Source organism: Devosia sp., from assembly GCF_965229025.1.
Lineage (GTDB): Bacteria > Pseudomonadota > Alphaproteobacteria > Rhizobiales > Devosiaceae > Devosia_A.
The window spans coordinates 1915032-1935897 of the sequence record NZ_OZ245853.1 but is presented as its reverse complement, the minus strand read 5'-3'; the positions used below and the strand labels follow the sequence as shown (position 1 = coordinate 1935897).

Genomic DNA, 20866 nt, shown 5'->3' with positions numbered 1-20866 from the left:
ATGCTCCTTGGGGGGAGCCCAGCAATCAGGCAGTAGAGCTGGTCGGAAATTGGTCCGCTGTCTTGCTGAGATCCAGCGAGACGATGACACGATTCTCCATCACGAAGGCGGCCTGATTTGCAGCACTCAGCGCTTCAAGCAGTTGCTGGACGATACTGAGGGCCATCGCCGGATCGTCCATCATGGCGATCAAATGGGCGATCTGGTAGTATTTGCCGCCGACCTTGAGCTGCTTGACGCCGAGATCGGAGAGTTTCACCAGGGCCGCGCGTGCGTCCGATATCTTGCCGCTCGACACGGTCGTGTTCAGATCCGCAATGAACTGCACCGCCGAGGTTTCAAGGCTGAAAACGGGAACCATGGACCCGGCTAGCAATGCAGTCGCAGCGATCGCCGCTGCGAGTAATTTCAATTTTTTGTTCCGCATTCACAACTCTCTAAATAGGAGGCACGTCCACGTGTGAGAGGTTGCGTCAGACCTGTTGAAGATTGATTGACATGATTGGTGCCAATTGATCACGTTTTCAGAAAATCAGAGACAAGACACCTGGGAGACTAAGCGCTAGTGCGCAACCTTGAGGCAAAAACTAAGCGCTATTGCGTAGTTTCAAGCCGCACGTTAACCCGCTGGTTTGAGGCGTCGTCGCTTCCAAAGGTCGACGTTGAACCGAACGGCACAATCGTCTGCGTGGTGAACTTGGCGCCCTGATAGGTCAGGTAATCGAGCACCAGTTGTGCCCTTATGCCCGACGCCTTGATGTTGAGGTCCTCCGCCCCACCCTGGCTCGCATATCCCGTCAACACCACGGCGCACTTGCCGCTGCGGGCCGCTGCGAGCAACGGCTCGAGCTGCTGGGCTTGGGCCTCCGTCAGTGCGGCCGCGCGCGACGCAATCCCCGTCACCGCAAGGCTCAGGCTGCAATCGACCGGGGCGGCAGCGGCGGGAGCAGGTTCCGGGGCAGGGGCCGCCTGTGCCACCCCAGCAATCCATCCCTCCGCTGGCGGTGGAGCCACAGCGGTCTCCAGCCCAGACCAGATCTCGAGCCGCCCCTGGCGCACCTTGCGGGCCACCGGCCCGTCCTTGTTCATGAGATGGAAGTCCTCAGGCGAGAGTTCCTTGCCGTTGACCCGCGCAAACAGCACGTAAAGGTTCCTGTCCTGCCCGGCGCCCTGCCACTTATCGTTGGTGAAACGCACCACCAGGTCCTTGCCCTCGGCGAGGACCGCATCGGGTACGTCAAACAGAAATGACGCCGGCTGCCCGTCTGGGGGCACCGGGTCGATCGTTCCGCTGCCGATCACGGTCTTGCCCATGCGCAACTCAAACGCTGGCCCGCCCTCGAACGCCGTACCCGACAGATCGATCGACAGTTCCGCGGCCGAAACGCTCGCCGTTGCCATCAGTGCGGCCGCAAGAGCCAAGGCCGTTTTCATCAATTCCCCCGACGCTGCCAACCAGCTTCAGACTCGCAATTCCCCACTAACATTTCGTTTACGCTGTTCTGTCGCTTGAGCTTTTTGCCCTCGGCACACCTCCCCGTCGCGCCCTCTTGCAATGTTGAGTAATTTGCGCATAACTAAACACAACAACTAAACACGCCAAGCGTGTCAGAGGAGCAATACCGGGCGCTGAGGGGCGTTCGTATCGGGGCCGGGTGCCGGTCTCGCCACAGGGAGGACATCATGAATCGGACGATCCGGACCGCTTTGGCGGCCGTAGCCTTTTTGTCTCTGGGAACCGCAGCGCCGCTGGTCACAGCGACCTCGGCCCAAGCCGAAACACTGACGCTGTGCTGGGCCGCATGGGACCCAGCCAACGCGCTCGTCGAGCTCTCGAAAGACTTCACCACCGAGAGCGGCATCGACATGAAATTCGAGTTCGTGCCGTGGACCAACTACGCGGACCGCTTCCTCAACGAACTTAACAGCAAGGGCAAGCTCTGCGACCTGATCATCGGCGACAGCCAGTGGATCGGCGGCTCGGCGGAAAACGGCCACTACGTCAAGCTCAACGATTTCTTCGCCAAGGAAGGCATCTCTATGGATGACTTCGTGCCGGCAACGGTCACGGGGTATTCCGAATGGCCCAAGGGCACGCCGAACTACTGGGCGCTCCCCGCCATGGGTGACGTTGTCGGCTGGACCTACCGCAAGGACTGGTTCACCAACCCCGAGCTCGCCGCCGAGTTCAAGACCAAGTACGGCTGGGATCTCGCCGCGCCCACCACCTTCGACCAATTGAAGCAGATCGCCGAGTTCTTCCAGAACCGCCAGATCGACGGCAAGACCGTCTACGGCGCTTCGATCTACACCGAGCGCGGCTCTGAAGGCATCACCATGGGCGCCATGGACGTTCTCTACAGCTACGGCTTCAAGTACGAAAACCCTGAAAAGCCCTATGACATGCAGGGCTTCGTAAACTCCGATGCGTCGGTTGCCGGCCTCGAGTTCTACAAGTCCCTCTACGATTGCTGCACGCCTCCGGGCGCCTCCAACAGCTACATGGGCGAAGGCGTCGACGCCTTCAAATCCGGCCAAGTCGCTCTCCAGATGAACTTCGCCTTCACCTGGCCGGGCCTGCAGAAGGACGAAGCCGTCGGCGGCGACAAGATCGGCTACTTCGCCAATCCCAAGGGCCCCAACGGCGATCAGTTCGCCCAGCTCGGCGGCCAGGGCATCTCGGTCGTCTCCTACTCGGACAAGCAGGAAGCCGCGCTCAAGTACATCAAGTGGTTTGCCGATCCCAAGGTGCAGGCCAAGTGGTGGTCGCTGGGCGGCTATTCCTGCCTCAAGGCCGTCGTGAACGACCCCGGCTTCGCCGCCACCCAGCCCTACGCGCAGACCTTCCTCGACTCGATGGCCATCGTGAAGGACTTCTGGGCCGAGCCAAGCTACGCCTCGCTCCTCCAGGCGTCGCAGAAGCGCTTCCACGATTACGTCGTCGCCGGCCAGGGCACGGCCAAGGAAGCTCTGGACGGGCTCGTCGCCGACTGGACTGAAGTGTTCCAGGACGACGGCAAGCTCTAGAACAATCTAGGCAACGTGGCTCCCCACCCCCACCCTCAGTCCCTCCCCACAAGGGGGAGGGAGGCGCAGGAACCTCCGATCCTGTGACCACTGTCTTTCAGTCGTCTCCCTCCCCCTTGTGGGGAGGGATCAAGGGTGGGGGTGCCCCACGCACAAATGTTCCGGCCTCCGCGCCCAACTGATCGAGTATCCCCCGTGACCGACACCAGAACATCGATGATCGATCGCGCCGCCGAGGCCGCCGCCCGCTCCACCCCCATCCGCGTCGTCAAACGCGTCACCGGCCTCTCCGACCGCTGGGTCGCCTGGCTCTTCATCGGCCCCACCATGGCCCTGTTGCTGGCCATCAACATCTTCCCGTTGTTCTGGGCGATCGGGCTGAGCTTCACAAACTACCGCGCCAACCGCCCCAATGAAGTGGTCAAGAATGTCGGGCTGCAGAACTACGAGCGTATCCTCGGCGACCAGGACATCTGGATCGCCATGCAGACCACGGCGCATTTCGTCTTCTGGACCATTGTGCTCCAGACCCTGATCGGCTTCAGCCTTGCCTACCTCATCGACCGCAAGTTCCGCGGCCACGCCTTCTGGACCACCATCATCTTGGTCCCGATGATGCTGAGCCCCGCCGTCGTCGGCAATTTCTGGCGCTTCCTCTACGAGCCGCAGATCGGCCTCTTCGCCTATGCGGTCAGCTTTGTCTCCGGCATCCCGCCAACCGAAATTTCGATGCTCGCCAACGTCAAGCTCGCGCCCTGGTCGATCATCATCGTCGATACCTGGATGTGGACGCCCTACGTCATGCTGATCTGCCTCGCGGGCCTGCGCTCCATCCCCGACTACATCTATGAGGCGGCCGAAGTGGACCGCGCCTCACCCTGGCGCCAGTTCTGGTCGATCACGCTACCCATGGCGCTGCCCTTCATCATGCTCGCCGTGCTGTTCCGCGGCATCGAGAACTTCAAGATGTTCGACATGGTCAACCTGTTGACCGGTGGCGGGCCCGGCTCAACCACCGAGGTAGCGTCCATCACGCTCAAGCGCGAGGCCTTCGAGAAGTGGCGCACCGGCTATAGCTCGGCCTTCGCCATCATCCTCTTCGTTGCGGTCTTTGGCCTCGCCAACATCTACGTCAAGGCGCTCAACCGGGTGAAACAACGATGAGCCTCACCACCGCACATTCCGTCGTCGTCCCCACCCCGATGAGCAAGCGTATCGCTGGCGTCCTCGTCATCGCCTACGCGCTGATCTCGATCGTGCCGCTGTTCTGGATCTTTGCCACCAGCTTCAAGACCCCGCCGGATTCGATCGCCTATCCGCCCAAGATCATGTTCCAGCCGTCCATCGAGGGCTACTGCAACCTCTTCACCACCCGCACCCGCCAGACGCCGGACTACATCAACAGCCTTCCGGCCCCGACCAACTTCTGCGACGAGGTGACCCGCAAGCGCAACATGGTCATCGCTGGCCCGTCCAACTTCGTGCCGCGCTTCATCAACTCGCTGGTCATCGCCTTCGGCTCGACCTTCTGCGCGGTCTTCCTCGGCACGCTGGCCGCCTATGGCTTTTCGCGCTTCAAGATCCCGCTCGCCGACGATCTGCTGTTCTTCATCCTCTCCACCCGCATGATGCCGCCCATCGCGGTCGCCATCCCGATCTACCTGATGTACCGCGAACTCGGCCTCTCGGACTCAGCCCTCGGCATGATCCTGCTCTACACCGCCGTCAACGTTTCGCTGGCCGTCTGGCTCCTCAAGGGCTTCATCGATGAGATTCCGCGCGAGTACGAAGAAGCCGCCATGATCGATGGCTACACGCGGCTCCAGGCCTTCTGGAAGGTCGTCCTCCCCCAGGCCACCACAGGTATCGCCGCCACCGCCATCTTCTGCCTGATCTTTGCCTGGAACGAGTACGCCTTCGCCGCACTCCTCACCTCAGGCACCGCCCAGACTGCCCCGCCGTTCATCCCAACCATCATCGGCGAAGGCGGCCAGGACTGGCCCGCCGTTGCCGCCGGCACGACGATCTTCCTCGTCCCCATCCTCGTCTTCACCATCCTCCTGAGGAAACAACTCCTCCGCGGCATCACCTTCGGCGCGGTGCGGAAATGAGCACCATTGTGGCTCCCCACCCCTCATCCGCCCTTCGGGCACCTTCTCCCACAAGGGGAGAAGGCGATCATCGAGATGCCTCGGCTCCGTCGTCCTTCTCCCCTTGTGGGAGAAGGTGCCGACAGGCGGATGAGGGGTCGCATCGCAAAGCGATGCGACCCCTGAGCGCAAGCGAAGGGCGACTGGAGGCTTCCCCATGACCCGCTGGCCCAAATTCCTCCGTCGCGGCCCGATGGAAACCACCGCCATCGCGCTCATTGCGCTCGGCTTCTTCATGCTGTTCCAGCCGTTCCTGCTCGCGCTCTACGGCTACTCGTTCATCACCATGCTGATCGGCACCCTGATGTTCATCGTCGTCTCGAAGTTTCCCGAATAGCCATGGCGCAGATCCGGGTTGAAAATCTCAGGAAGGAATTCTCCGGCTTCACCGCCGTGCAGAACTCGTCCTTCATCGTCGAAGACGGCGATTTCTTCGTCATGCTCGGGCCATCTGGCTGTGGCAAAACCACGACGCTCCGCATGATCGCCGGGCTCGAACTCCCCACCTCCGGCCGCATCCTGCTCGGCGGCGAAGATGTCACCATGAAGCGTGCCCGCGAGCGCGATATCGCCTTCGTCTTTCAGCTCTTCGCGCTCTACCCGCATATGAATGTCAGGAAGAATATCGGCTTCCCGCTCCTCGCCCAGGGCACCCCGCGCAGTGAAATCCGGGCCCGCGTCGACGAGGTCGCAAAACTCCTCCGCATCGATCACATCCTCGAAAAGCCCGTATCGGGTCTCGCCGGTGGCGACCGCCAACGCGTCGCGCTTGGCCGCGCCATCGTCCGCCGTCCGATGTGCTTTTTGATGGATGAGCCGCTCGGTACGCTCGATGCCGAATTCCGCGACCTGATGGTCCACGAACTGCGTGAACTCCACAACCGCATCGGCGCCACCACCGTCTACGTCACCCACGACCAGCTTGAAGCCATGTCGATGGCCGACAAGATCGCGGTGATGAACCACGGCATCATCGAGCAGTTCGGTTCCCCTCGAGAGATTTACGATCGCCCCCGCACCATGTATGTCGCCGATTTCATGGGCTCCCCGCCGATGAACTTCCTCAACTTTCACAGTGGCTTGGCCAGGGGCTCTGAATCAGTTTCCGTGCGCGGCGCCGATATCGTCGTGCCCCGCATCAACGAAGACCGCGCCCCCGCCGACCTCGCCCTCGGCATCCGCCCCGAACACATCCGCCTCGATGACGGCGCCAAACTGCGCGGCGAAGTGCTGGGGGCAGAGTATCTGGGCACCACCCAGATCGTCGTCGTCGAAACCGGCGAAGGCCGCCTCAAGGCCCGCATCCCCGCCAGCGACCATGTCACCGTCGGCGAAAACGTCGGCCTCGCCCTCAACAGCCCCCACCTCTCCCTCTTCGACAAATCCACCGGCCGCGCCATCGAAACCGCGCTCTACGAGGGAGGGGCTCATGGCTGAGATCGTGGTCAACCACCCCTCATCCGGCGCTACGCGCCACCTTCTCCCCGACGGGGAGAAGTACCGCTGTGGGTCGATCGTGGCACCATTCCTCTCCCCGTCGGGGAGAGGGTGGACCGGCGAAGCCGGGACGGGTGAGGGGCTGCACACTCAGGGCGCGCGACAGGAGCCTCACCATGGCTGAAATCACCCTCCGCAACGTCGCCAAATCCTTCAAATCCAACCACGCCATCAAGGGTCTCGATCTCACCATCGCCGATGGAGAGTTCGTCGTCCTGCTCGGCCCCACCGGCGCCGGAAAAACCACCACCCTGCGGCTGATCGCCGGGCTCGAACAGCCCGATGCCGGTCAGGTCAGCATCGGTGGCGAGGATGTCACCGCGCTGCCGCCCTCGGCCCGCGACGTCACCTTCGTCTTCCAGCAATATTCGCTCTACCCGCATCTCACTGTGTACGAAAACCTGGCCTTCCCGCTGCGCTCCCCCGCCCGCCGCATGGACAAGGCCGAGATCGATCGCCGCGTGCGCGAAACCGCGAAACTCGTCCGCATCGACCACAAGCTGGAAAACCGCGCCACCAAGCTTTCCGGCGGCGAAATGCAGCGCGTCGCCATAGGCCGCGCCTTGGTGCGCCAGCCCGCCATCTACCTCATGGATGAGCCGCTCTCCTCGCTCGATGCAAAACTCCGCGCTGACATGCGGCTGGAGTTGAAGCGCATCCAGCAAGAGCTTGGCGCGACTCTGCTTTATGTCACCCACGATCAGATCGAGGCGATGACCATGGCCGACCGCATCGGCATTCTCCGCGCCGGCGAACTGGTCCAGATCGGCACCCCACGCGAGATCTACACCACCCCCGCCAGTACCTATGTTGCAACTCGCCTCGGCCAGCCGGCGATCAACCTCCTGCCGCGCGGCCTCATCGCCGATGCGGCGCTGCCCGATGCCGCCCAGACCATCGGCGCCCGCACCGAGCACCTGACCATCGAAAAGGCCGCCAATGGCAACGCCGATGGCACGGTCGACTGGATCGAACATCTGGGCGACCAGAACTATCTCCATGTGCGCATCGGCGAGCGCAAGTTGATCACACTCGCCCCGCCTGATACGCCACTCAGCGCAGGCGATCGCGTGTTGATCCGCTACAACAATCCGCTCTGTTTCGATGGCAATGGCGACCGACTCTTGGGAGGCGCACAATGATCTCTGAGGTGCAACTCCGGGCCGCGATCCTCGCCATCGCCAGTACTATCTCGGCGCATGCCGTTGAGTTGACCGATCTCGACTCCGCCATCGGCGATGGCGATCACGGCGCCAACATGAAGCGCGGCTTCGATGCGGTCGCCGCCGATCTCGAGACCATCGTCGCCAAGCCCTTGCCCGATGCGCTCAAAGCCATCGGCACCAAGCTGGTGATGACCGTCGGCGGCGCCTCCGGCCCACTCTACGGTACCCTGTTCCTCACCCTCGGCAAGGAACTCGCCACCGCCCCCGCCGACTATGCCGGCGCCTTCCGCCGCGCCGTCGACGCGGTGGCCGCTCGCGGCAAATCCGAAACTGGTCAGAAGACCATGCTCGACGTCCTCTATCCGCTCGCCGACGCCCTGGCGGCGGGCAAGTCCAAAGCCGAAATTCTCGCCATCGTCGCCACGGAGGTCGCCGCCACCAAAGATCGCAAGGCCATCCGCGGCCGTGCCTCTTTCCTCGGCGATCGCTCCATCGGCCACATCGATCCCGGCGCCCGATCGACCCAGTTGCTCGCCGAAGCCGTAGCGGGAGTACTCTAGATGCAGAATGTCGGCATCGTCATCGTTTCCCACTCGGCCCTCGTTGCCGAAGGTGCCGCCGATATGGTGCGCCAGATGGTTGGCGACGAAGTCCCGCTCGCCTGGTGTGGCGGCAATCCCGAAGGCGGCCTCGGCACCTCGGTCGAAGCCATCATGGCCGCCATCGATCGCGCCTGGTCCGAACGCGGCGTTGCCATTCTGGTCGATCTGGGCGGAGCCGAAACCAATTCCGAAATGGCCATCGAAATGCTCGATGGCAACCGCGCCGCCAAGGTCGTCGTTTGCAATGCACCGGTCGTCGAAGGTGCGGTCATGGCTGCGACCGAAGCCTCGGGCGGCGCCTCGCTTGCCGAAGTCCGCGCGACCGCTGAAGAACTCTCGCCTGCCTGACGGGCGCGTCCCCGCGCCAACTATATAATGAAGAAGGACGAACCGACTTGGCTGACGCAAAGGTGCTCATAACCCACGATGTGGGCCTTCACGCCCGGCCCTCGGTCAAGCTCACCAAGCTCGCCAAGGGCTTTTCGTCCGCCGTGTCGCTGTCGCTGGCGGAAGCCGGTCCGTGGGTCGATGCCAAGTCGATCGTCAAGGTCATGGCCACCAAGGCCCCCAAGGGCGCGACGCTCTATTTCCGCGCCGAAGGTGACGACGCCGGCGATGCCGTCGCGGCCCTCGTCGGTCTGGTCGAGCGCGATTTCGATGAAGGCGAAGCCCATGCCCAGCGCCACGGCTAGCGCGGGCAGGGTGGTCGGCACCGTAGCCTCCATCGGCTACGCCTCCGGCCCGCTCTTCCGCCTCGACACTGAAGACGCCTCTTACACCCCGAGCGGCGACCCCGTCACCGAAGCCAACCGCCTCCGCGCCGCACTCGCCCGCGCCGCCATCGACCTCGGCGCGCTTATGGAACGCTCCGACGAGGAGTCCGCCGCCATTCTCGAGTTCCAGGTGGCGATGATCGAGGACGATAGCCTCTCCGAACCCGCCTTCGCCGCCATCGAAACCGGCACCGACGCCGCCACCGCCTGGAACAACAGTCTTTCAACAGAAGTTCATGGCTATGAGACCGCCGAAGACGCCTACTTTCGAGCCCGAAGTGCCGATCTTCGCGACATCGCCGCGCGCGTCCTCCGCGCCCTGACCGGCACCCGCGACCAGCAGCCCCCTACCGGCGCCATCATCCACGGCCGCGACATCACCCCCACCCAGTTCCTCGCCATGGACTGGTCAAAGGGCGGTGGCATCGTCCTTAGCGAAGGCAGCTCTGCCAGCCACGTCGCCATGCTTGCCCGCTCTCGCGGCGTCCCCATGCTGGTAGGCACCGGCCCCATCACCGCCGCCAGCGACGACCTCATCCTTCTCGATGCAGAGCACGGCCGCGTCGTTATCCTGCCCGATACCGAGGCGCGTCACGAGTTCCTCAAGGCCTCAACCGCGCACCTTCACCTTCTGCAGCACGCCCGCAGTCACCTCCGCGATCCCGCCGTCACCGCCGATGGCGCGCATATCGAAGTGCTTGTAAACATTGCCGAACCTGCCGACGTTGAAAACATCGACATCGCCACCTGCGATGGCGTCGGCCTCATGCGCACCGAGTTCCTGTTCGGCAAATCCCTGCCCGACGAGGAGACCCAGCTCGCCGCCTACCGCAAGGTGCTCGACTGGTCGAACGGCAAGCCCGTCACCATCCGCACCGTCGATGCCGGCGGCGACAAGCCCGTCCCCGGCTACACCGTCGAAGAGACCAACCCCTTCCTCGGCCTCCGCGGCATCCGCCTCTCGCTGAGCCGCCCCGACATCTTCCGCGTTCAGATCCGCGCGCTCCTCCGCGCTGCCCCGCACGGCGACCTCAAAGTCATGTTCCCCATGATCAGCGTCGTCAGCGAATACATTGCCGCCGCTACGCTTTTTGCCGAAGAGGCCGCAGCGCTCGCCGCCGCCGGCATCCCTCACGCCATGCCCCGGCTCGGCATCATGGTCGAGGTCCCTGCCGTCGCCATCGCGCCCGAGTCATTCCGCGACGTCGCGTTTTTTTCCATCGGTTCCAATGACTTGACCCAGTACGTCATGGCCGCCGGCCGCGACAACGGCGCCGTCGCTGCCCTCAACGATGTCCGCAATCCCGCTGTCCTGGCCCTCATCCATCAGGTCGCCAGCTTTGGCGAAGCCAACGGCATTCCAACCAGCCTCTGCGGTGACGCCGGCGGCGACCCCACCGCCATTCCGTCCCTCATCGCCGCGGGCCTCCGCGCCCTCTCCGTCACCCCTGCACAACTGCCGCTGGCCAAGGCCGCCATTGCCCAGTCCCGCACCACGGATGTGGTCGATGGCAAAGCCTGAAGCGCCCGTCGAAGGGCTCGAAGCCCATATCCGTGCCTATAAGGAAGTGCTGACCAAGGTCCTCGAAACCCGCCCGTCCGGCGCGCGCCAGCGCCTCGCCGATGCGCTGGGCAAGCACCGCAGCTTCGTAACCCAGATCACCAGCGCCAGCTATTCGACACCTATCCCGCAAAAGCATGTCGCCACCATCTTCGCGGTCTGCCACTTCAGCCCGGCCGAACGCGACGCCTTCATGGCAGCCTATCGCCAGGCCCATCGGGGAAAGCTCGATATTGGTGATCCCGCCCCGCGCACCCGGCACCTGACGCTGCTGGTGCCCGAGCTGGGGGATGCCAAGCAGAATGCCGCCTTCGACAAGGCGGTCACCGAATTCATCGGCAAGATGAGCGGCCTGATGCGACGAACAGGAGGGGACGAATGAAGAAACTGATGAATGGTGCCGATACGATCCTGGGCGAAAGCCTCGACGGCTTTGCCGCTGCTCACGCCGACATCGTCGAGCTCGGTGCAGAGCGCAAGTTCGTGCGCCGTCGCCACCTCCGGCAGGGCAAGGTCGCCCTGATCTCCGGCGGCGGCTCTGGTCACGAACCGCTCCATGCCGGGTTTGTAGGGCAGGGGATGCTCGACGCCGCCTGCCCAGGGCAGGTCTTCTCTTCCCCCACGCCCGACCAGATGCTGGCCGCCGCTGAAGCGGTCGATACCGGCGCCGGCGTCCTCTATATCGTCAAGAATTACGAGGGCGATATCATGAACTTCGAGATGGCCGCCGAAATGGCCTCCGGCGCCGTCGAAAAGGTCGTCACCAACGACGACGTCGCCGTCGAGGATTCCCTCTACACCACCGGCCGCCGCGGCGTTGCCGGCACTCTGGTCGTCGAAAAGCTGGTCGGCGCGGCTGCCGAAATGGGCGCCGATCTCGGTGTTCTCAAATCGCTGGGCGATCGCGTCAACCGCGCCACCCGCTCCATGGGAGTCGCGCTCACCTCATGCACTGTCCCGGCCGCCGGCAAGCCGATGTTCGAAATCGGCCCCGATGAAATGGAGTTTGGCGTCGGTATCCACGGCGAACCTGGCCGCCGCCGCGACAAACTGAAGAGCGCTGATGCCATCGCGGAGGAGATATGCGCCGCCATCTCCGGCGAGTTCGACGATCTGAAGGGTAAGCCCGCGCTGCTCTTCGTCAACGGCTTCGGCGGTACCCCCGCCATGGAGCTCTACGTCATGTACAACGCCGCCCGCCGCCTCTTTGCCGGCACCGGCATCGAGATCGCCCGCTCGCTTGTCGGTTCCTATGTCACATCACTCGATATGGCCGGATGCTCGATCACACTGACGGTGCTCGACGATGAAATGAGCCGCTTGTGGGATGCACCGGTGCTTACACCGGCGTTGCGCTGGGGCGTCTAGCCCAGCATCGATAGCGCGCCACGCGCCACCAGACCAACGGCTCCCCAGGACAAAGCTGCCATGGCCAAGATTACGAGCCCTCGCGGCTGACGCCCGATCCACTCCGCCGTTCGGCGCCCCACAAGATTTGGCCACATTCGAAGCTTCGCCCCGACCTGACCATCAAGCTTGCCGCTGGCGCCCACTGTGTTTGAGCGAGCCGTCTGTCTCATGTATTTGCCAATCTGCGGAACAGTTTACCCCAGGGCCGATCTACACTAACTGCCAACGACTCTCGCTGGCCCAATGCGCATAAAGTTTACGAAGCCTGAATGAATGAAACGGAAACAACAAGGCTAACGAATAGCCTTTTATTCGTTTTTTGCATATCAGATATGCGAATTTTTAGGGGCCAACGCCGCTTTCTGGCGGGGTCTCGAATAACCCCCGAGCGTCCCGCTTCGAGGCTCAAAGAGCCGGTCCGAAAGCGAAGCCGAAGAATCGGCATCTGGCGCTCGGCATGCAGTCGAAATGCAGTCTTCCTGCCGCTCCGTTCCCAGCATTCTGGAAGCGGGCGCGCTAATTGTGTGTTTCGCTAAAATTGCATCTATTTCTCAAACGGTCCCGAAAACTCGACCTGCCACATTGCTGCCATGGAGCGCCAGAAGGCGTATCGGGGCAATGAAATGCAGAAGACTTCCGGAGTTGGTTTTGGGCCGTTGCACAAAGCAGCAGCCATATTGACGTTGGCGCTGTTGTCTTCAGCCCCGACAGTTCCCGCCTGGGCCGCAGGCAAGCACGCGCCGCTCGGTTACCAGATCATGTGTCTGCGCAATCCGGGCGAATGCCGCGGCGGCGGAGCGGCTCACGTCAGTGTCACCAATGAATTGATGGTGACCCTCAAGCGGGTCAACGGCCAGATCAATCGCCAGATCAAGCCGCGGCGCGACAGTGGCGCCGACGTGTGGACCGTTGGTGCCACGTACGGTGATTGCGAGGATTATGCCCTCACCAAGCGCCGGGCGCTGATCCGGGCCGGTGTTCCCGCCAGTTCGCTGCGGATCGCCTACGTCAAGACGCGGTCAGGAGAAGATCACGCAATACTTGTGGTCAAGACCAACGGCAAAGACCTGGTTCTCGATAATCTATCGGCCAGCATCCGTCCTCTGAGCCAGACCGGCTACCGCGTCGTTTCCATGGCTGGGGCAAACCCGCGTTCGTGGAGCTGAGCCAACTCATTCGAGCATAAGGGTTTCCCCTCGTTTTGCTGTGCAGAACGGGGTCGAGCCATGCGTCCAATAGATAGCAGGTGTGCATTTTCGGCGGACGAAGTTGCTAAGTCAATGAAAAGTATTGCTAACAACTTTTCCACCGCGATGATTGCCGACGGAGGGCTTTAACGCGGTTGACCTGAGCTAGCAAATCCGCCAACTATTCGTCACGGCAATCAATCTAGATGGTGCTCAGAATGTCGAAATTCGTTATGATGCCTGCTCTGGTGGCCGCTTTGCTGTTGTCGCCGACTGTTTTGGCAGCGACGAACGACGTGCTGCCTGCAGGTTCTGCTCCTGTTGCGGCGACGCCTGAAGGTTTTACCAGCCGCGCGGATGTGATTGCGGCCTGTGCGGTCGAGGGCGCGACAAAGACGGGTTGTCAGGCTGTCCTCGCCGCTTACGTCGCCTATCTCGGTAAGCTTGGGCTGACCCCGGCGCAGGTTGATGCGGCTCTTTCAGATCTCGTCGTTGCGCTTGGTACTGCTGCATCTGGCTTGCCGCCAGACGTTTTCGCGGTGATCAAGGAAGTAGTGGCAGACGCCATCGCCACGGTCGCCTCATCGGTTTCCGATCCCACGCTTGCTGCGAGCCTCGCTGAAATCGGTCAGACCGTTGCCGATGCCACTTCCCCTGGTGACCTTGGCGATCTCGGTTCCATCGGCGAAGATCCGGCTAGCCCGAGCTAAGTCGTCAGCTGTCCCCGCCACTTTTGACGGGGGCTCGCGTGTTGGTTGTGGTTTTGCTGGTCGGGGTCTCAAGTGTCTAGTGGGCGCGGGACAGCAATCGCGTTGGTCGCTGCATGTAGCGGCATTCTATTCACGTCAGTGATTTTTGCTTACTCGGAAGTGTCGCCATATTTTATGGCAGGCTTTTCGAGCGAGCGTCGTTTTGCGTCGATCGGTTCGGGGCAATACGTCATGGGCGAGTCGCTCTGGTCGAAGGACTTGATCTTCCGCGATTGCCTCACAGATAGCAGCAGCCTGTTCTCCAAGGCGCAGCCCGGGTTGCGTCGGCTCGATTTCCTCACCGCCTGCCTCTCTCAGGCAAGGGAAGCTACGGCAGAAATGCCGCAATATGCCCGCGCCTGGCTCGTCGCAGCCGCGGTAGACATGGAACTTCAGCACCCCGAAGCGTTCCTCGCCGATCTGGCTATGGCCACCAAAGCCGCCCCCTCCGTGCAGTGGCTCGCAGAGCGTCGGTCCGAACTTGCGGAGCGCCACCTTGCCGTTCTTGATGCCGAGGCTCTGGCGAACCTCGATGCGGATACACTGGTCATGATGCAAAGTGACGTCGGCCGGCGCGCCCTCGCCAAGCGCTATTTCCAGCGGCCCGCCATCCGGGGCCGGTTGCAATCGGTCATCGCCAAGGCGCCCGCTGACGCACAGACTGATTTTGTCGCCAAATTCAAGCAGATCGCCCAGCAAACCCGATGACAGCAACCGGCGGATCGTCAGAAGACGGCAACAGCGTGATGTTCCCCCAAGTCGCCCCGCCGGAGCGTCTTGTCGTCCGATCCAGGCCGCAGCCTTCAGCCCGTGGCCTCAGCAACAGCCAATATCATCGCCTCAATAACCGGCTCGCCGTGGCGCTGGTCGCCGTTGTCGGTCTCGCAACCATTCCGCTCGCCAGTAACCGCCCCGCATTGTGGATGATCTGGAGCGTTGTCGTTTCGGCCATTGGCCTCCTCTACGGCGCGCGCCTGTTGTTGATGGGCGCCCCCGCCCGGGTTCCCCTCCAGCGCTTCGCTCTCGAATGCGCGCTGATCTGCGTGCTGTGGCTATATCTAGCCGTGCAACTGCTGCCGTTCGCCGGCTTCTTCCCGGCGCCTGTCACCCTCGCCGATGGCAGCCAGATCGTTTCCCCGAGCATCAGCTTGGCCCCCGGCGACACCGCCCTCATGCTGGTCACGATGGGCACGTTCGCGTTGCTCTTCTTCCTGTTCTCCCAGGTCGCGGCAAACCGCCGGCGCGCCCGCATCGCCTTGCGCGCGCTGTTTCTCATCATCGCCGCCTCGGCAATCTTCGCGCTCATCAGCCTGACCCAGTTGGGCGACACCCTGCTCGGCTTCGAGAAACGCTACTACCTCGGTTTCGCCACCGGCACCTTCGTCAATCGCAACTCCTTCGCGACCTTCCTCGCCTCCGGTCTCGCCATCGGCATCCCTGTGCTGCTCGATAGCGTCTCAACAGCGCTTGCCGAAAAGTCGTCGCGCCAATGGGTCTTCGTTGGGGTCGTTGCCGCAGGCATCGTCTTCATCGTCGCCGCTTTGCTGGCGTCCGGCTCCCGCATGGGCGTTTTCGCTGGCGGCGCAGGGGCCCTGGTCACCTTCGGCATCGGCCTCTTCACCATCCGCAACCTCGGCCGCTCCCGGCTGGTGTTTGTGCTGCTGGCTATCGTCGCCGCCGGCGCGCTGCTGATCTTTTATGGCAGTGGCGTCATGGAACGGCTGATCTTCACCCATGATGAAGATGGGCGCGGCGAACTCTATGCCCAGGTGTGGCAAGCCATCCTGCAGCGCCCGTGGCTCGGCTACGGCGGCGGTAGCTTCCCATCGACTTTTCCGGTCTTCCAGCATGCCCCGCTTGCCGGCGAAGTCGTCTGGGATCATGCGCATTCGACCTATCTGGCGCTCTGGTTCGAAATGGGCCTGGTATTCGGATCTATTCCGCTCCTGATCATCGCTTCGCTCACGGTGCGCTCTGTCCTGGGATTCAAAGATCGGTCCAACAATCTCCTCGCGCTGTCGGCAGTCGGTGTCGTCGTGGTCTTCGGCCTTCACTCGATCGTTGATTTCAGCGCCGAGATCATGGCCAATGCCTTCCTGCTCATCGCCGTTCTGGCGCTCGGCGCCGGCGCCCGGGCGCCTTCCGAGCAAGAGCAGAAAGCGTAATGTTCTCATGCTGTTGAAGAACTTGATCGATAAGCTCACCGGCGCCATTTCTGCGCCCGCCGAACCCATGTCCGCCCACCGCCTGAGCTTCGATGCGGACCCCGCCGCACTCTATGCCATCGGCGACGTTCATGGCTGCCTCGATCTGCTCCGCTCGCTCGAACGGCAAATCGCAGATGATGCTGCGCAACTGGGCCACGAGGCGTGGGTCATCCTCTTGGGCGATGTCATCGATCGCGGCCCGGCCTCCGCCCAGGTGCTCGATCACCTGCTGAACAAGCCGCCCGCCGGTTTGCGCCGCTTCTGCCTCGGCGGCAATCACGAAGCCATGATGCTCGAGTTCATGGCGCGCCCCCGGCGCGACAGTGACTGGCTGGCCATGGGTGGGCGCGAAACCCTGCTCTCCTACGGCATCCCGGGCCAGAAGCTGCTCACCGAAACCAGCCCGCGCGCCATCGGCCAATTGCTCGAGAGCTATATCCCCGAAGAGCACCGGATCTTTCTCGATGCCCTGCCGGTGCTCATCGAAACGCCCACCATGCTGTTCTCCCACGCCGGGCTGCGCCCCGGCATTCCGATCGAAAAGCAGTCCACCACTGATCTACAGTGGTTCCGCGATGGCTTTGCCGACGATTTCGCCGAGTTCGGCAAGATCGTGGTGCACGGCCACACCCCTCGCGAACAGCCGCTGGTCACCGCCCACCGGATTTCCATCGATACAGGAGCGTCCAACACTGGCCGCCTCACCGCCGTCCGGCTGATCCCGGGCCAGCCTCCGCTGATTTTCACTGCCGCTGCCGGTTTCGCCTAGTTCCCTTGCGTAAGTAATGCCAAATAGTCGTGTCAGATCAGTCGGAAAGAAAACATGGGCGCAGATAGCATAGACCTGAGAAGCGTCCTCCAGTTGCTGCGCCGCCGTATCTGGCTGATCGTCCTGACGACGTTGGTCTGCCTTGGTCTGTCCGGAGCGGCGCTCTTTGCTCTGAAGCCAGTTTACACCGCGACAGCCCTGGTGCTGATCGATCCGAGCAAGAAGAACCTCCTCGATGCCGATGCCCAATTGGCGGGCTCCAGCTCCGATTCCCTCAGGGTGGATAGCGAAGTCGAACTGGTGAAGTCCGAGACCACGCTGCTGGAGGTCGCCCGGCAACTCGATCTCGCCAACGACGTTGAGTTCGGTCCGCGCATCGCGCTGCGCGACATGCTCCTGTCGTTCTTCCGCATCGCCGAGCCCAAGTTGCCGTCAGGCGACGAGGCCCTTCGTTCGGTGATGTCCAACCTGCGCGACGCCATCACCGTGCAGCGGCGCGGCCTCACCTTCCTCATCGCCGTCAGTGGACGCTCCGCGCGGGCCGATTTTGCCGCCAAGCTCGCCAACGCCGCGGCGCGCACTTACATCGATCAGCAACTGGAGGCAAAGATCGCCTCCACCCTCGCCTCACGCGACAAGATCCAGGCGACCCTGTCGGAAGCCAGTGCCAATGTCGCCCGATCCGAAAGTGCTTTCGACGACCTGATCGACCAGAACCTGTCGCGGATCAGCGAGTCCACTGGCCGCACAGACCTCCTCGATCTCCGCCGACAGATCGATGACGCGGCCCAGTTCCGCACCGATGCAGCGTCCGCCGCCGCAACTGCCGAACAGAGCCTCAAGCAGCGCGACTGGGCCTCGGTCGCCTCCAGCCTCAAGGATCAGGCTGTCGCCAACCTCGAACGCCAGCGCGAAGCCCTGGTGGCGAGCCTCGATCAGGCGGAAAAAGGCACCCAGGCTGCGGTCGATCTTCAGGCGAGCCTCAAGGCGATTGAGGCCAGCCTCGAAACCACGGCGACCGCCGCGCTGTCCAACCTGCAGCAGGATGTGCAGCAGTCTCAGGGGCAGGTCTCCACCCTCCGTGGCCAGCTGCGAACGTCTGTCCTTGGCAGCGATCTGCCACCTGACATTTTGACCAGTATTTACGGCGCCCAGCAGGCCGGCAGCATCGCGCGCGCCCAGTACCAGATGCTGCTCACCCGGCAGAACGATCTCGATACCCAGGCCGCGCTTCAGGTGCCCGACGGACGGCTGGTCGCTGAGGCCACGACTCCAGCAGCCCCATCCTTTCCTAACCCGCGCCTGATCCTCATTCTTGCCGGCCTCGGTGGCATCGCGCTTGGCATCGGCATCGCGGTGCTGATCGAGAACTATTTCGGCGGCTTCACCTCCGATGGGCAGGCCGAAGCCATCCTAAAGCTCCCCGTCGCCGCCACCATTCCGCGCCTCAAGGAAACTAAGCGCGGCGGCGGTGAAATGGTCACCGTGGCCGACGCTCTCATTATGGCGCCGCTCTCGGTGTTTTCAGAATCGATCCGAAGGGTACGGGTTGGCGTCGATCAAGCCACGCGCCGCAGCGTGCCTCACGATGAGGAGACCGGGGCAGGGCGCGTCATCGTGGTTTCCTCCGCCGCGCCTGGCGAAGGCAAGACCACCACCGCTCTGTCGCTCGCCCGCGCCTACGCGCTGTCCGGTCTCTCGACACTGATTATCGACTGCGACCTGAGAAAGCCGAGCATTCACCGGCAATTGGGCATGGAGGCATCCGAAGGCCTGCTTGAGTATCTGGTCGCCGATAGCGATTCCGCTGACCTCAGGTCCATCATGACCATCGATGCCGGCAGCCGCGCCCAGGTGATCCTCGGTTCGCGCCGCAGCGACATTGCCACCGATCAGCTCATTGCGGGACGAACCTTCTCGCGCCTCGTCGCAGCCGCGCGAAAGAACTTCGACGTCATCGTGCTCGATACCCCGCCAGTTGGCCCGGTCGTCGATGGCCTCTATCTCGCCAGCATGGCGGATGCGATCGTGTTCGTCGTCAAATGGTCGAGCACGCCACAACAGGAAGTGCGCTCGGCCGTTGCCGCGTTGCTCGGTGCCAAGCGCCCCGAAACGGCAATTCTCGCGGTTCTGAACCAGCAGGATTCCAATCCGCGCGCCTACCGCGCAAAATACGCGGGCTACTACGGCGAGGCTTGAGTAACAGACACGCTGCCGCGCTCGCTGACGCGGCATTCTTTGGGACCAGTTGGATAAGCACGGTGTCTTTGCAATGAGCACTTCAAGCCTGATCGTACCTGTCATCCTCGCCGGGGGGCAGGGCACCCGCCTGTGGCCCATGTCCCGCTCGGCCCGACCCAAGCAGTTCCTGCCGCTGCTCGGCGAAACTTCGCTCTACCAGCAGACCCTGCAACGCGTCGCCGATCGCACACGTTACACCGCCCCGGTAGTGGTAACGAACGCCGACTACCGGTTTCTCGTCGCCGAACAGGCGCTAGAAATCGGTGTCACCGCCTCCGCAGTCCTTCTTGAGCCCGTCGCCCGCAACACGGCCGCAGCCATTGCTGCCGCCGCCGTCTATGTGTCCCGGACGTTTGGTCAGGATGCGGTGATCCACGTCCTTGCGTCCGATCACGCCGTAACGGTCGACGAAAACTATGACTGGAGCGTCTTGGTGGCCGCTGCCGCTGCGCGCTCTGGCCGACTGGTCACCTTCGGCATCACCCCCACCGCGCCAGAAACCGGCTACGGCTATATCGAGGCAGCCGGCGAGCTCTCGGAGGGGGTGCGGGAAGTCGCGCGCTTTGTCGAAAAGCCCGATCGCGCCACCGCCGAAAAGATGCTCGCCACGGGCGGCTACTACTGGAATTCGGGCACCTTCATGCTCGGCGTCAGCAGCTTCCTCGCCGAAGTCGAAGCCCTCAGCCCCGCCACCGCTTCTGCCGCGCGGGGCGCTGTAACAGCAGCACGCAATGATCTCGATTTCATTCGTCTCGACGCTGCCGCTTTCGCCGAAGCCCCGAGCATCTCGGTTGACTACGCGATCTTTGAAAAGTCAAAGCGGGTCGCCCTGGTTCCCGTGAACTATTCCTGGTCCGATCTCGGCGCCTGGGATGCCGTTTGGAAAGTCTCCCCCAAGGACGCCTCGGGCAACGTCACGGTCGGCAGTGTCACCGCCGGCAACTCGCGCAATTCCTTGGTGGTCACCGAACGTGCCCATGTCGCCATCGAAGGGCTCGATGATGTGTTCGTCATCGCCTCCGAGGATGCCATCTATGTCGGTCGGCTGTCGGAGGCTCAGCGCGTCGGCGCGGTCGTCAAGCACCTCAAGACCAGCCCCACGACACTGGGCCTGACCGAAATCCACAAGACCGCCTACCGCCCTTGGGGCGGCTATTCCTCGGTCCTCAGCGGCGACCGCTTTCAAGTGAAGCGGCTCTTCGTAAAACCCGGCAAGAAGCTCAGCCTCCAGAAGCATCACCATCGTGCCGAGCACTGGGTGGTCGTCTCCGGCACCGCCGAAGTCACCATCGATGGCACCGTATCGATGCTGAGCGAAAACCAGTCGATCTACCTGCCGCTCGGTTCCGTGCACCGCCTCGCCAATCCCGGCAAGATTTTGCTCGAACTCATTGAAGTACAAACTGGATCATACTTGGGGGAGGACGACATTATTCGTATTGAGGACGAGTTTGGCCGCGCCTGATAGCGTCAGATAAGGCCCACTTATCCCCGCCTTTCAGGCCGGTCCTATAGTGATGCTCCACA

General features: G+C 62.8%; 21 protein-coding genes. 19 read left to right on the top strand and 2 right to left on the bottom strand.

Annotated elements, in window-relative coordinates; all coding sequences use genetic code 11:
• Positions 1-25 precede the first annotated feature (25 nt).
• Together ACO06J_RS09585 and ACO06J_RS09580 are read right to left on the bottom strand one after the other, a co-directional pair.
• Positions 26-427, bottom strand: coding sequence for a hypothetical protein (locus ACO06J_RS09585; protein ID WP_421760475.1), 402 nt, complete (start codon positions 425-427; stop codon positions 26-28).
• A gap of 167 nt (positions 428-594) precedes the next feature.
• Positions 595-1434: a carbohydrate-binding domain-containing protein gene (locus ACO06J_RS09580; RefSeq protein WP_421760474.1), complete on the bottom strand. Its 840-nt coding sequence runs from the start codon at positions 1432-1434 to the stop codon at positions 595-597.
• 249 nt (positions 1435-1683) lie between these two features.
• Between ACO06J_RS09580 and ACO06J_RS09575 the strand changes: the two genes are divergently transcribed.
• The 19 genes from ACO06J_RS09575 to ACO06J_RS09485 all read left to right on the top strand — a co-directional run bounded on the left by ACO06J_RS09575 (position 1684) and on the right by ACO06J_RS09485 (position 20804).
• A complete protein-coding gene (locus ACO06J_RS09575) occupies positions 1684-3027 on the top strand; it encodes an ABC transporter substrate-binding protein (protein ID WP_421760473.1) in 1344 nt (447 codons plus the stop codon).
• Positions 3028-3243: 216 nt separating this feature from the next.
• Positions 3244-4191, top strand: coding sequence for a carbohydrate ABC transporter permease (locus tag ACO06J_RS09570; RefSeq protein WP_421762484.1), 948 nt, complete (start codon positions 3244-3246; stop codon positions 4189-4191).
• Positions 4188-5138: a carbohydrate ABC transporter permease gene (locus ACO06J_RS09565; RefSeq protein ID WP_421760472.1), complete on the top strand. Its 951-nt coding sequence runs from the start codon at positions 4188-4190 to the stop codon at positions 5136-5138. Before ACO06J_RS09570 ends, ACO06J_RS09565 begins: the two co-directional genes overlap by 4 nt.
• A gap of 196 nt (positions 5139-5334) precedes the next feature.
• Complete coding sequence (locus ACO06J_RS09560) at positions 5335-5514, top strand: hypothetical protein (RefSeq protein ID WP_421760471.1); 180 nt, start codon at positions 5335-5337, stop codon at positions 5512-5514.
• 2 nt (positions 5515-5516) lie between these two features.
• Entirely contained in the window at positions 5517-6614 is a 1098-nt protein-coding gene (locus ACO06J_RS09555) for an ABC transporter ATP-binding protein (RefSeq protein WP_421760470.1), read from the top strand.
• 176 nt (positions 6615-6790) lie between these two features.
• Positions 6791-7816, top strand: coding sequence for an ABC transporter ATP-binding protein (locus tag ACO06J_RS09550; RefSeq protein ID WP_421760469.1), 1026 nt, complete (start codon positions 6791-6793; stop codon positions 7814-7816).
• The gene (gene dhaL, locus ACO06J_RS09545; RefSeq protein WP_421760468.1) at positions 7813-8400 is read left to right on the top strand and encodes a dihydroxyacetone kinase subunit DhaL; all 588 of its coding nucleotides are present in this window, start codon (positions 7813-7815) and stop codon (positions 8398-8400) included. Before ACO06J_RS09550 ends, dhaL begins: the two co-directional genes overlap by 4 nt.
• Entirely contained in the window at positions 8401-8790 is a 390-nt protein-coding gene (gene dhaM, locus ACO06J_RS09540; RefSeq protein WP_421760467.1) for a dihydroxyacetone kinase phosphoryl donor subunit DhaM, read from the top strand.
• A 47-nt stretch (positions 8791-8837) separates the two neighbouring features.
• Positions 8838-9134 (top strand): HPr family phosphocarrier protein, encoded by a 297-nt coding sequence (locus ACO06J_RS09535; protein WP_421760466.1) that lies wholly within the window; start codon positions 8838-8840, stop codon positions 9132-9134.
• A complete protein-coding gene (gene ptsP / locus ACO06J_RS09530; RefSeq protein WP_421760465.1) occupies positions 9115-10737 on the top strand; it encodes a phosphoenolpyruvate--protein phosphotransferase in 1623 nt (540 codons plus the stop codon). The genes ACO06J_RS09535 and ptsP overlap by 20 nt, the downstream gene beginning before the upstream one ends.
• Entirely contained in the window at positions 10724-11158 is a 435-nt protein-coding gene (locus ACO06J_RS09525) for a hypothetical protein (RefSeq protein ID WP_421760464.1), read from the top strand. The genes ptsP and ACO06J_RS09525 overlap by 14 nt, the downstream gene beginning before the upstream one ends.
• The gene (gene dhaK / locus ACO06J_RS09520) at positions 11155-12144 is read left to right on the top strand and encodes a dihydroxyacetone kinase subunit DhaK (RefSeq protein ID WP_421760463.1); all 990 of its coding nucleotides are present in this window, start codon (positions 11155-11157) and stop codon (positions 12142-12144) included. The genes ACO06J_RS09525 and dhaK overlap by 4 nt, the downstream gene beginning before the upstream one ends.
• 632 nt (positions 12145-12776) lie before the next feature.
• The gene (locus tag ACO06J_RS09515) at positions 12777-13352 is read left to right on the top strand and encodes a transglutaminase-like cysteine peptidase (RefSeq protein ID WP_421760462.1); all 576 of its coding nucleotides are present in this window, start codon (positions 12777-12779) and stop codon (positions 13350-13352) included.
• Positions 13353-13591: 239 nt separating this feature from the next.
• The gene (locus ACO06J_RS09510; protein ID WP_421760461.1) at positions 13592-14083 is read left to right on the top strand and encodes a hypothetical protein; all 492 of its coding nucleotides are present in this window, start codon (positions 13592-13594) and stop codon (positions 14081-14083) included.
• A 174-nt stretch (positions 14084-14257) separates the two neighbouring features.
• Positions 14258-14830 (top strand): hypothetical protein, encoded by a 573-nt coding sequence (locus ACO06J_RS09505; RefSeq protein ID WP_421760460.1) that lies wholly within the window; start codon positions 14258-14260, stop codon positions 14828-14830.
• Complete coding sequence (locus ACO06J_RS09500) at positions 14827-16287, top strand: O-antigen ligase family protein (protein WP_421760459.1); 1461 nt, start codon at positions 14827-14829, stop codon at positions 16285-16287. The genes ACO06J_RS09505 and ACO06J_RS09500 overlap by 4 nt, the downstream gene beginning before the upstream one ends.
• Positions 16288-16294: 7 nt before the next feature.
• Positions 16295-17098, top strand: coding sequence for a metallophosphoesterase (locus ACO06J_RS09495; protein ID WP_421760458.1), 804 nt, complete (start codon positions 16295-16297; stop codon positions 17096-17098).
• Positions 17099-17152: 54 nt separating this feature from the next.
• Positions 17153-19297 carry a Wzz/FepE/Etk N-terminal domain-containing protein gene (locus ACO06J_RS09490; protein WP_421760457.1) on the top strand — a complete coding sequence of 715 codons (2145 nt, stop codon included), beginning with the start codon at positions 17153-17155 and terminating at the stop codon, positions 19295-19297.
• Between the two features lie 73 nt (positions 19298-19370).
• Entirely contained in the window at positions 19371-20804 is a 1434-nt protein-coding gene (locus ACO06J_RS09485) for a mannose-1-phosphate guanylyltransferase/mannose-6-phosphate isomerase (RefSeq protein ID WP_421760456.1), read from the top strand.
• The last annotated feature ends 62 nt before the right edge of the window (positions 20805-20866 follow it).

Bases quoted from the DNA above. Each gene is read 5' to 3' on its own strand.
- ACO06J_RS09565 (WP_421760472.1), top strand. From the start codon at position 4,188: ATGAGCCTCACCACCGCACATTCCGTCGTCGTCCCCACCCCGATGAGC.
- ACO06J_RS09515 (WP_421760462.1), top strand. From the start codon at position 12,777: ATGGAGCGCCAGAAGGCGTATCGGGGCAATGAAATGCAGAAGACTTCC.
- ACO06J_RS09580 (WP_421760474.1), bottom strand. From the start codon at position 1,434: ATGAAAACGGCCTTGGCTCTTGCGGCCGCACTGATGGCAACGGCGAGC.
- ACO06J_RS09490 (WP_421760457.1), top strand. From the start codon at position 17,153: ATGGGCGCAGATAGCATAGACCTGAGAAGCGTCCTCCAGTTGCTGCGC.
- ACO06J_RS09570 (WP_421762484.1), top strand. From the start codon at position 3,244: ATGATCGATCGCGCCGCCGAGGCCGCCGCCCGCTCCACCCCCATCCGC.
- ACO06J_RS09550 (WP_421760469.1), top strand. From the start codon at position 6,791: ATGGCTGAAATCACCCTCCGCAACGTCGCCAAATCCTTCAAATCCAAC.
- ACO06J_RS09560 (WP_421760471.1), top strand. From the start codon at position 5,335: ATGACCCGCTGGCCCAAATTCCTCCGTCGCGGCCCGATGGAAACCACC.
- ACO06J_RS09485 (WP_421760456.1), top strand. From the start codon at position 19,371: ATGAGCACTTCAAGCCTGATCGTACCTGTCATCCTCGCCGGGGGGCAG.
- ptsP (WP_421760465.1), top strand. From the start codon at position 9,115: ATGCCCAGCGCCACGGCTAGCGCGGGCAGGGTGGTCGGCACCGTAGCC.
- dhaM (WP_421760467.1), top strand. From the start codon at position 8,401: ATGCAGAATGTCGGCATCGTCATCGTTTCCCACTCGGCCCTCGTTGCC.
- ACO06J_RS09495 (WP_421760458.1), top strand. From the start codon at position 16,295: ATGCTGTTGAAGAACTTGATCGATAAGCTCACCGGCGCCATTTCTGCG.
- ACO06J_RS09510 (WP_421760461.1), top strand. From the start codon at position 13,592: ATGTCGAAATTCGTTATGATGCCTGCTCTGGTGGCCGCTTTGCTGTTG.
- ACO06J_RS09555 (WP_421760470.1), top strand. From the start codon at position 5,517: ATGGCGCAGATCCGGGTTGAAAATCTCAGGAAGGAATTCTCCGGCTTC.
- ACO06J_RS09500 (WP_421760459.1), top strand. From the start codon at position 14,827: ATGACAGCAACCGGCGGATCGTCAGAAGACGGCAACAGCGTGATGTTC.
- ACO06J_RS09575 (WP_421760473.1), top strand. From the start codon at position 1,684: ATGAATCGGACGATCCGGACCGCTTTGGCGGCCGTAGCCTTTTTGTCT.
- ACO06J_RS09525 (WP_421760464.1), top strand. From the start codon at position 10,724: ATGGCAAAGCCTGAAGCGCCCGTCGAAGGGCTCGAAGCCCATATCCGT.
- dhaL (WP_421760468.1), top strand. From the start codon at position 7,813: ATGATCTCTGAGGTGCAACTCCGGGCCGCGATCCTCGCCATCGCCAGT.
- ACO06J_RS09505 (WP_421760460.1), top strand. From the start codon at position 14,258: ATGGCAGGCTTTTCGAGCGAGCGTCGTTTTGCGTCGATCGGTTCGGGG.
- dhaK (WP_421760463.1), top strand. From the start codon at position 11,155: ATGAAGAAACTGATGAATGGTGCCGATACGATCCTGGGCGAAAGCCTC.
- ACO06J_RS09585 (WP_421760475.1), bottom strand. From the start codon at position 427: ATGCGGAACAAAAAATTGAAATTACTCGCAGCGGCGATCGCTGCGACT.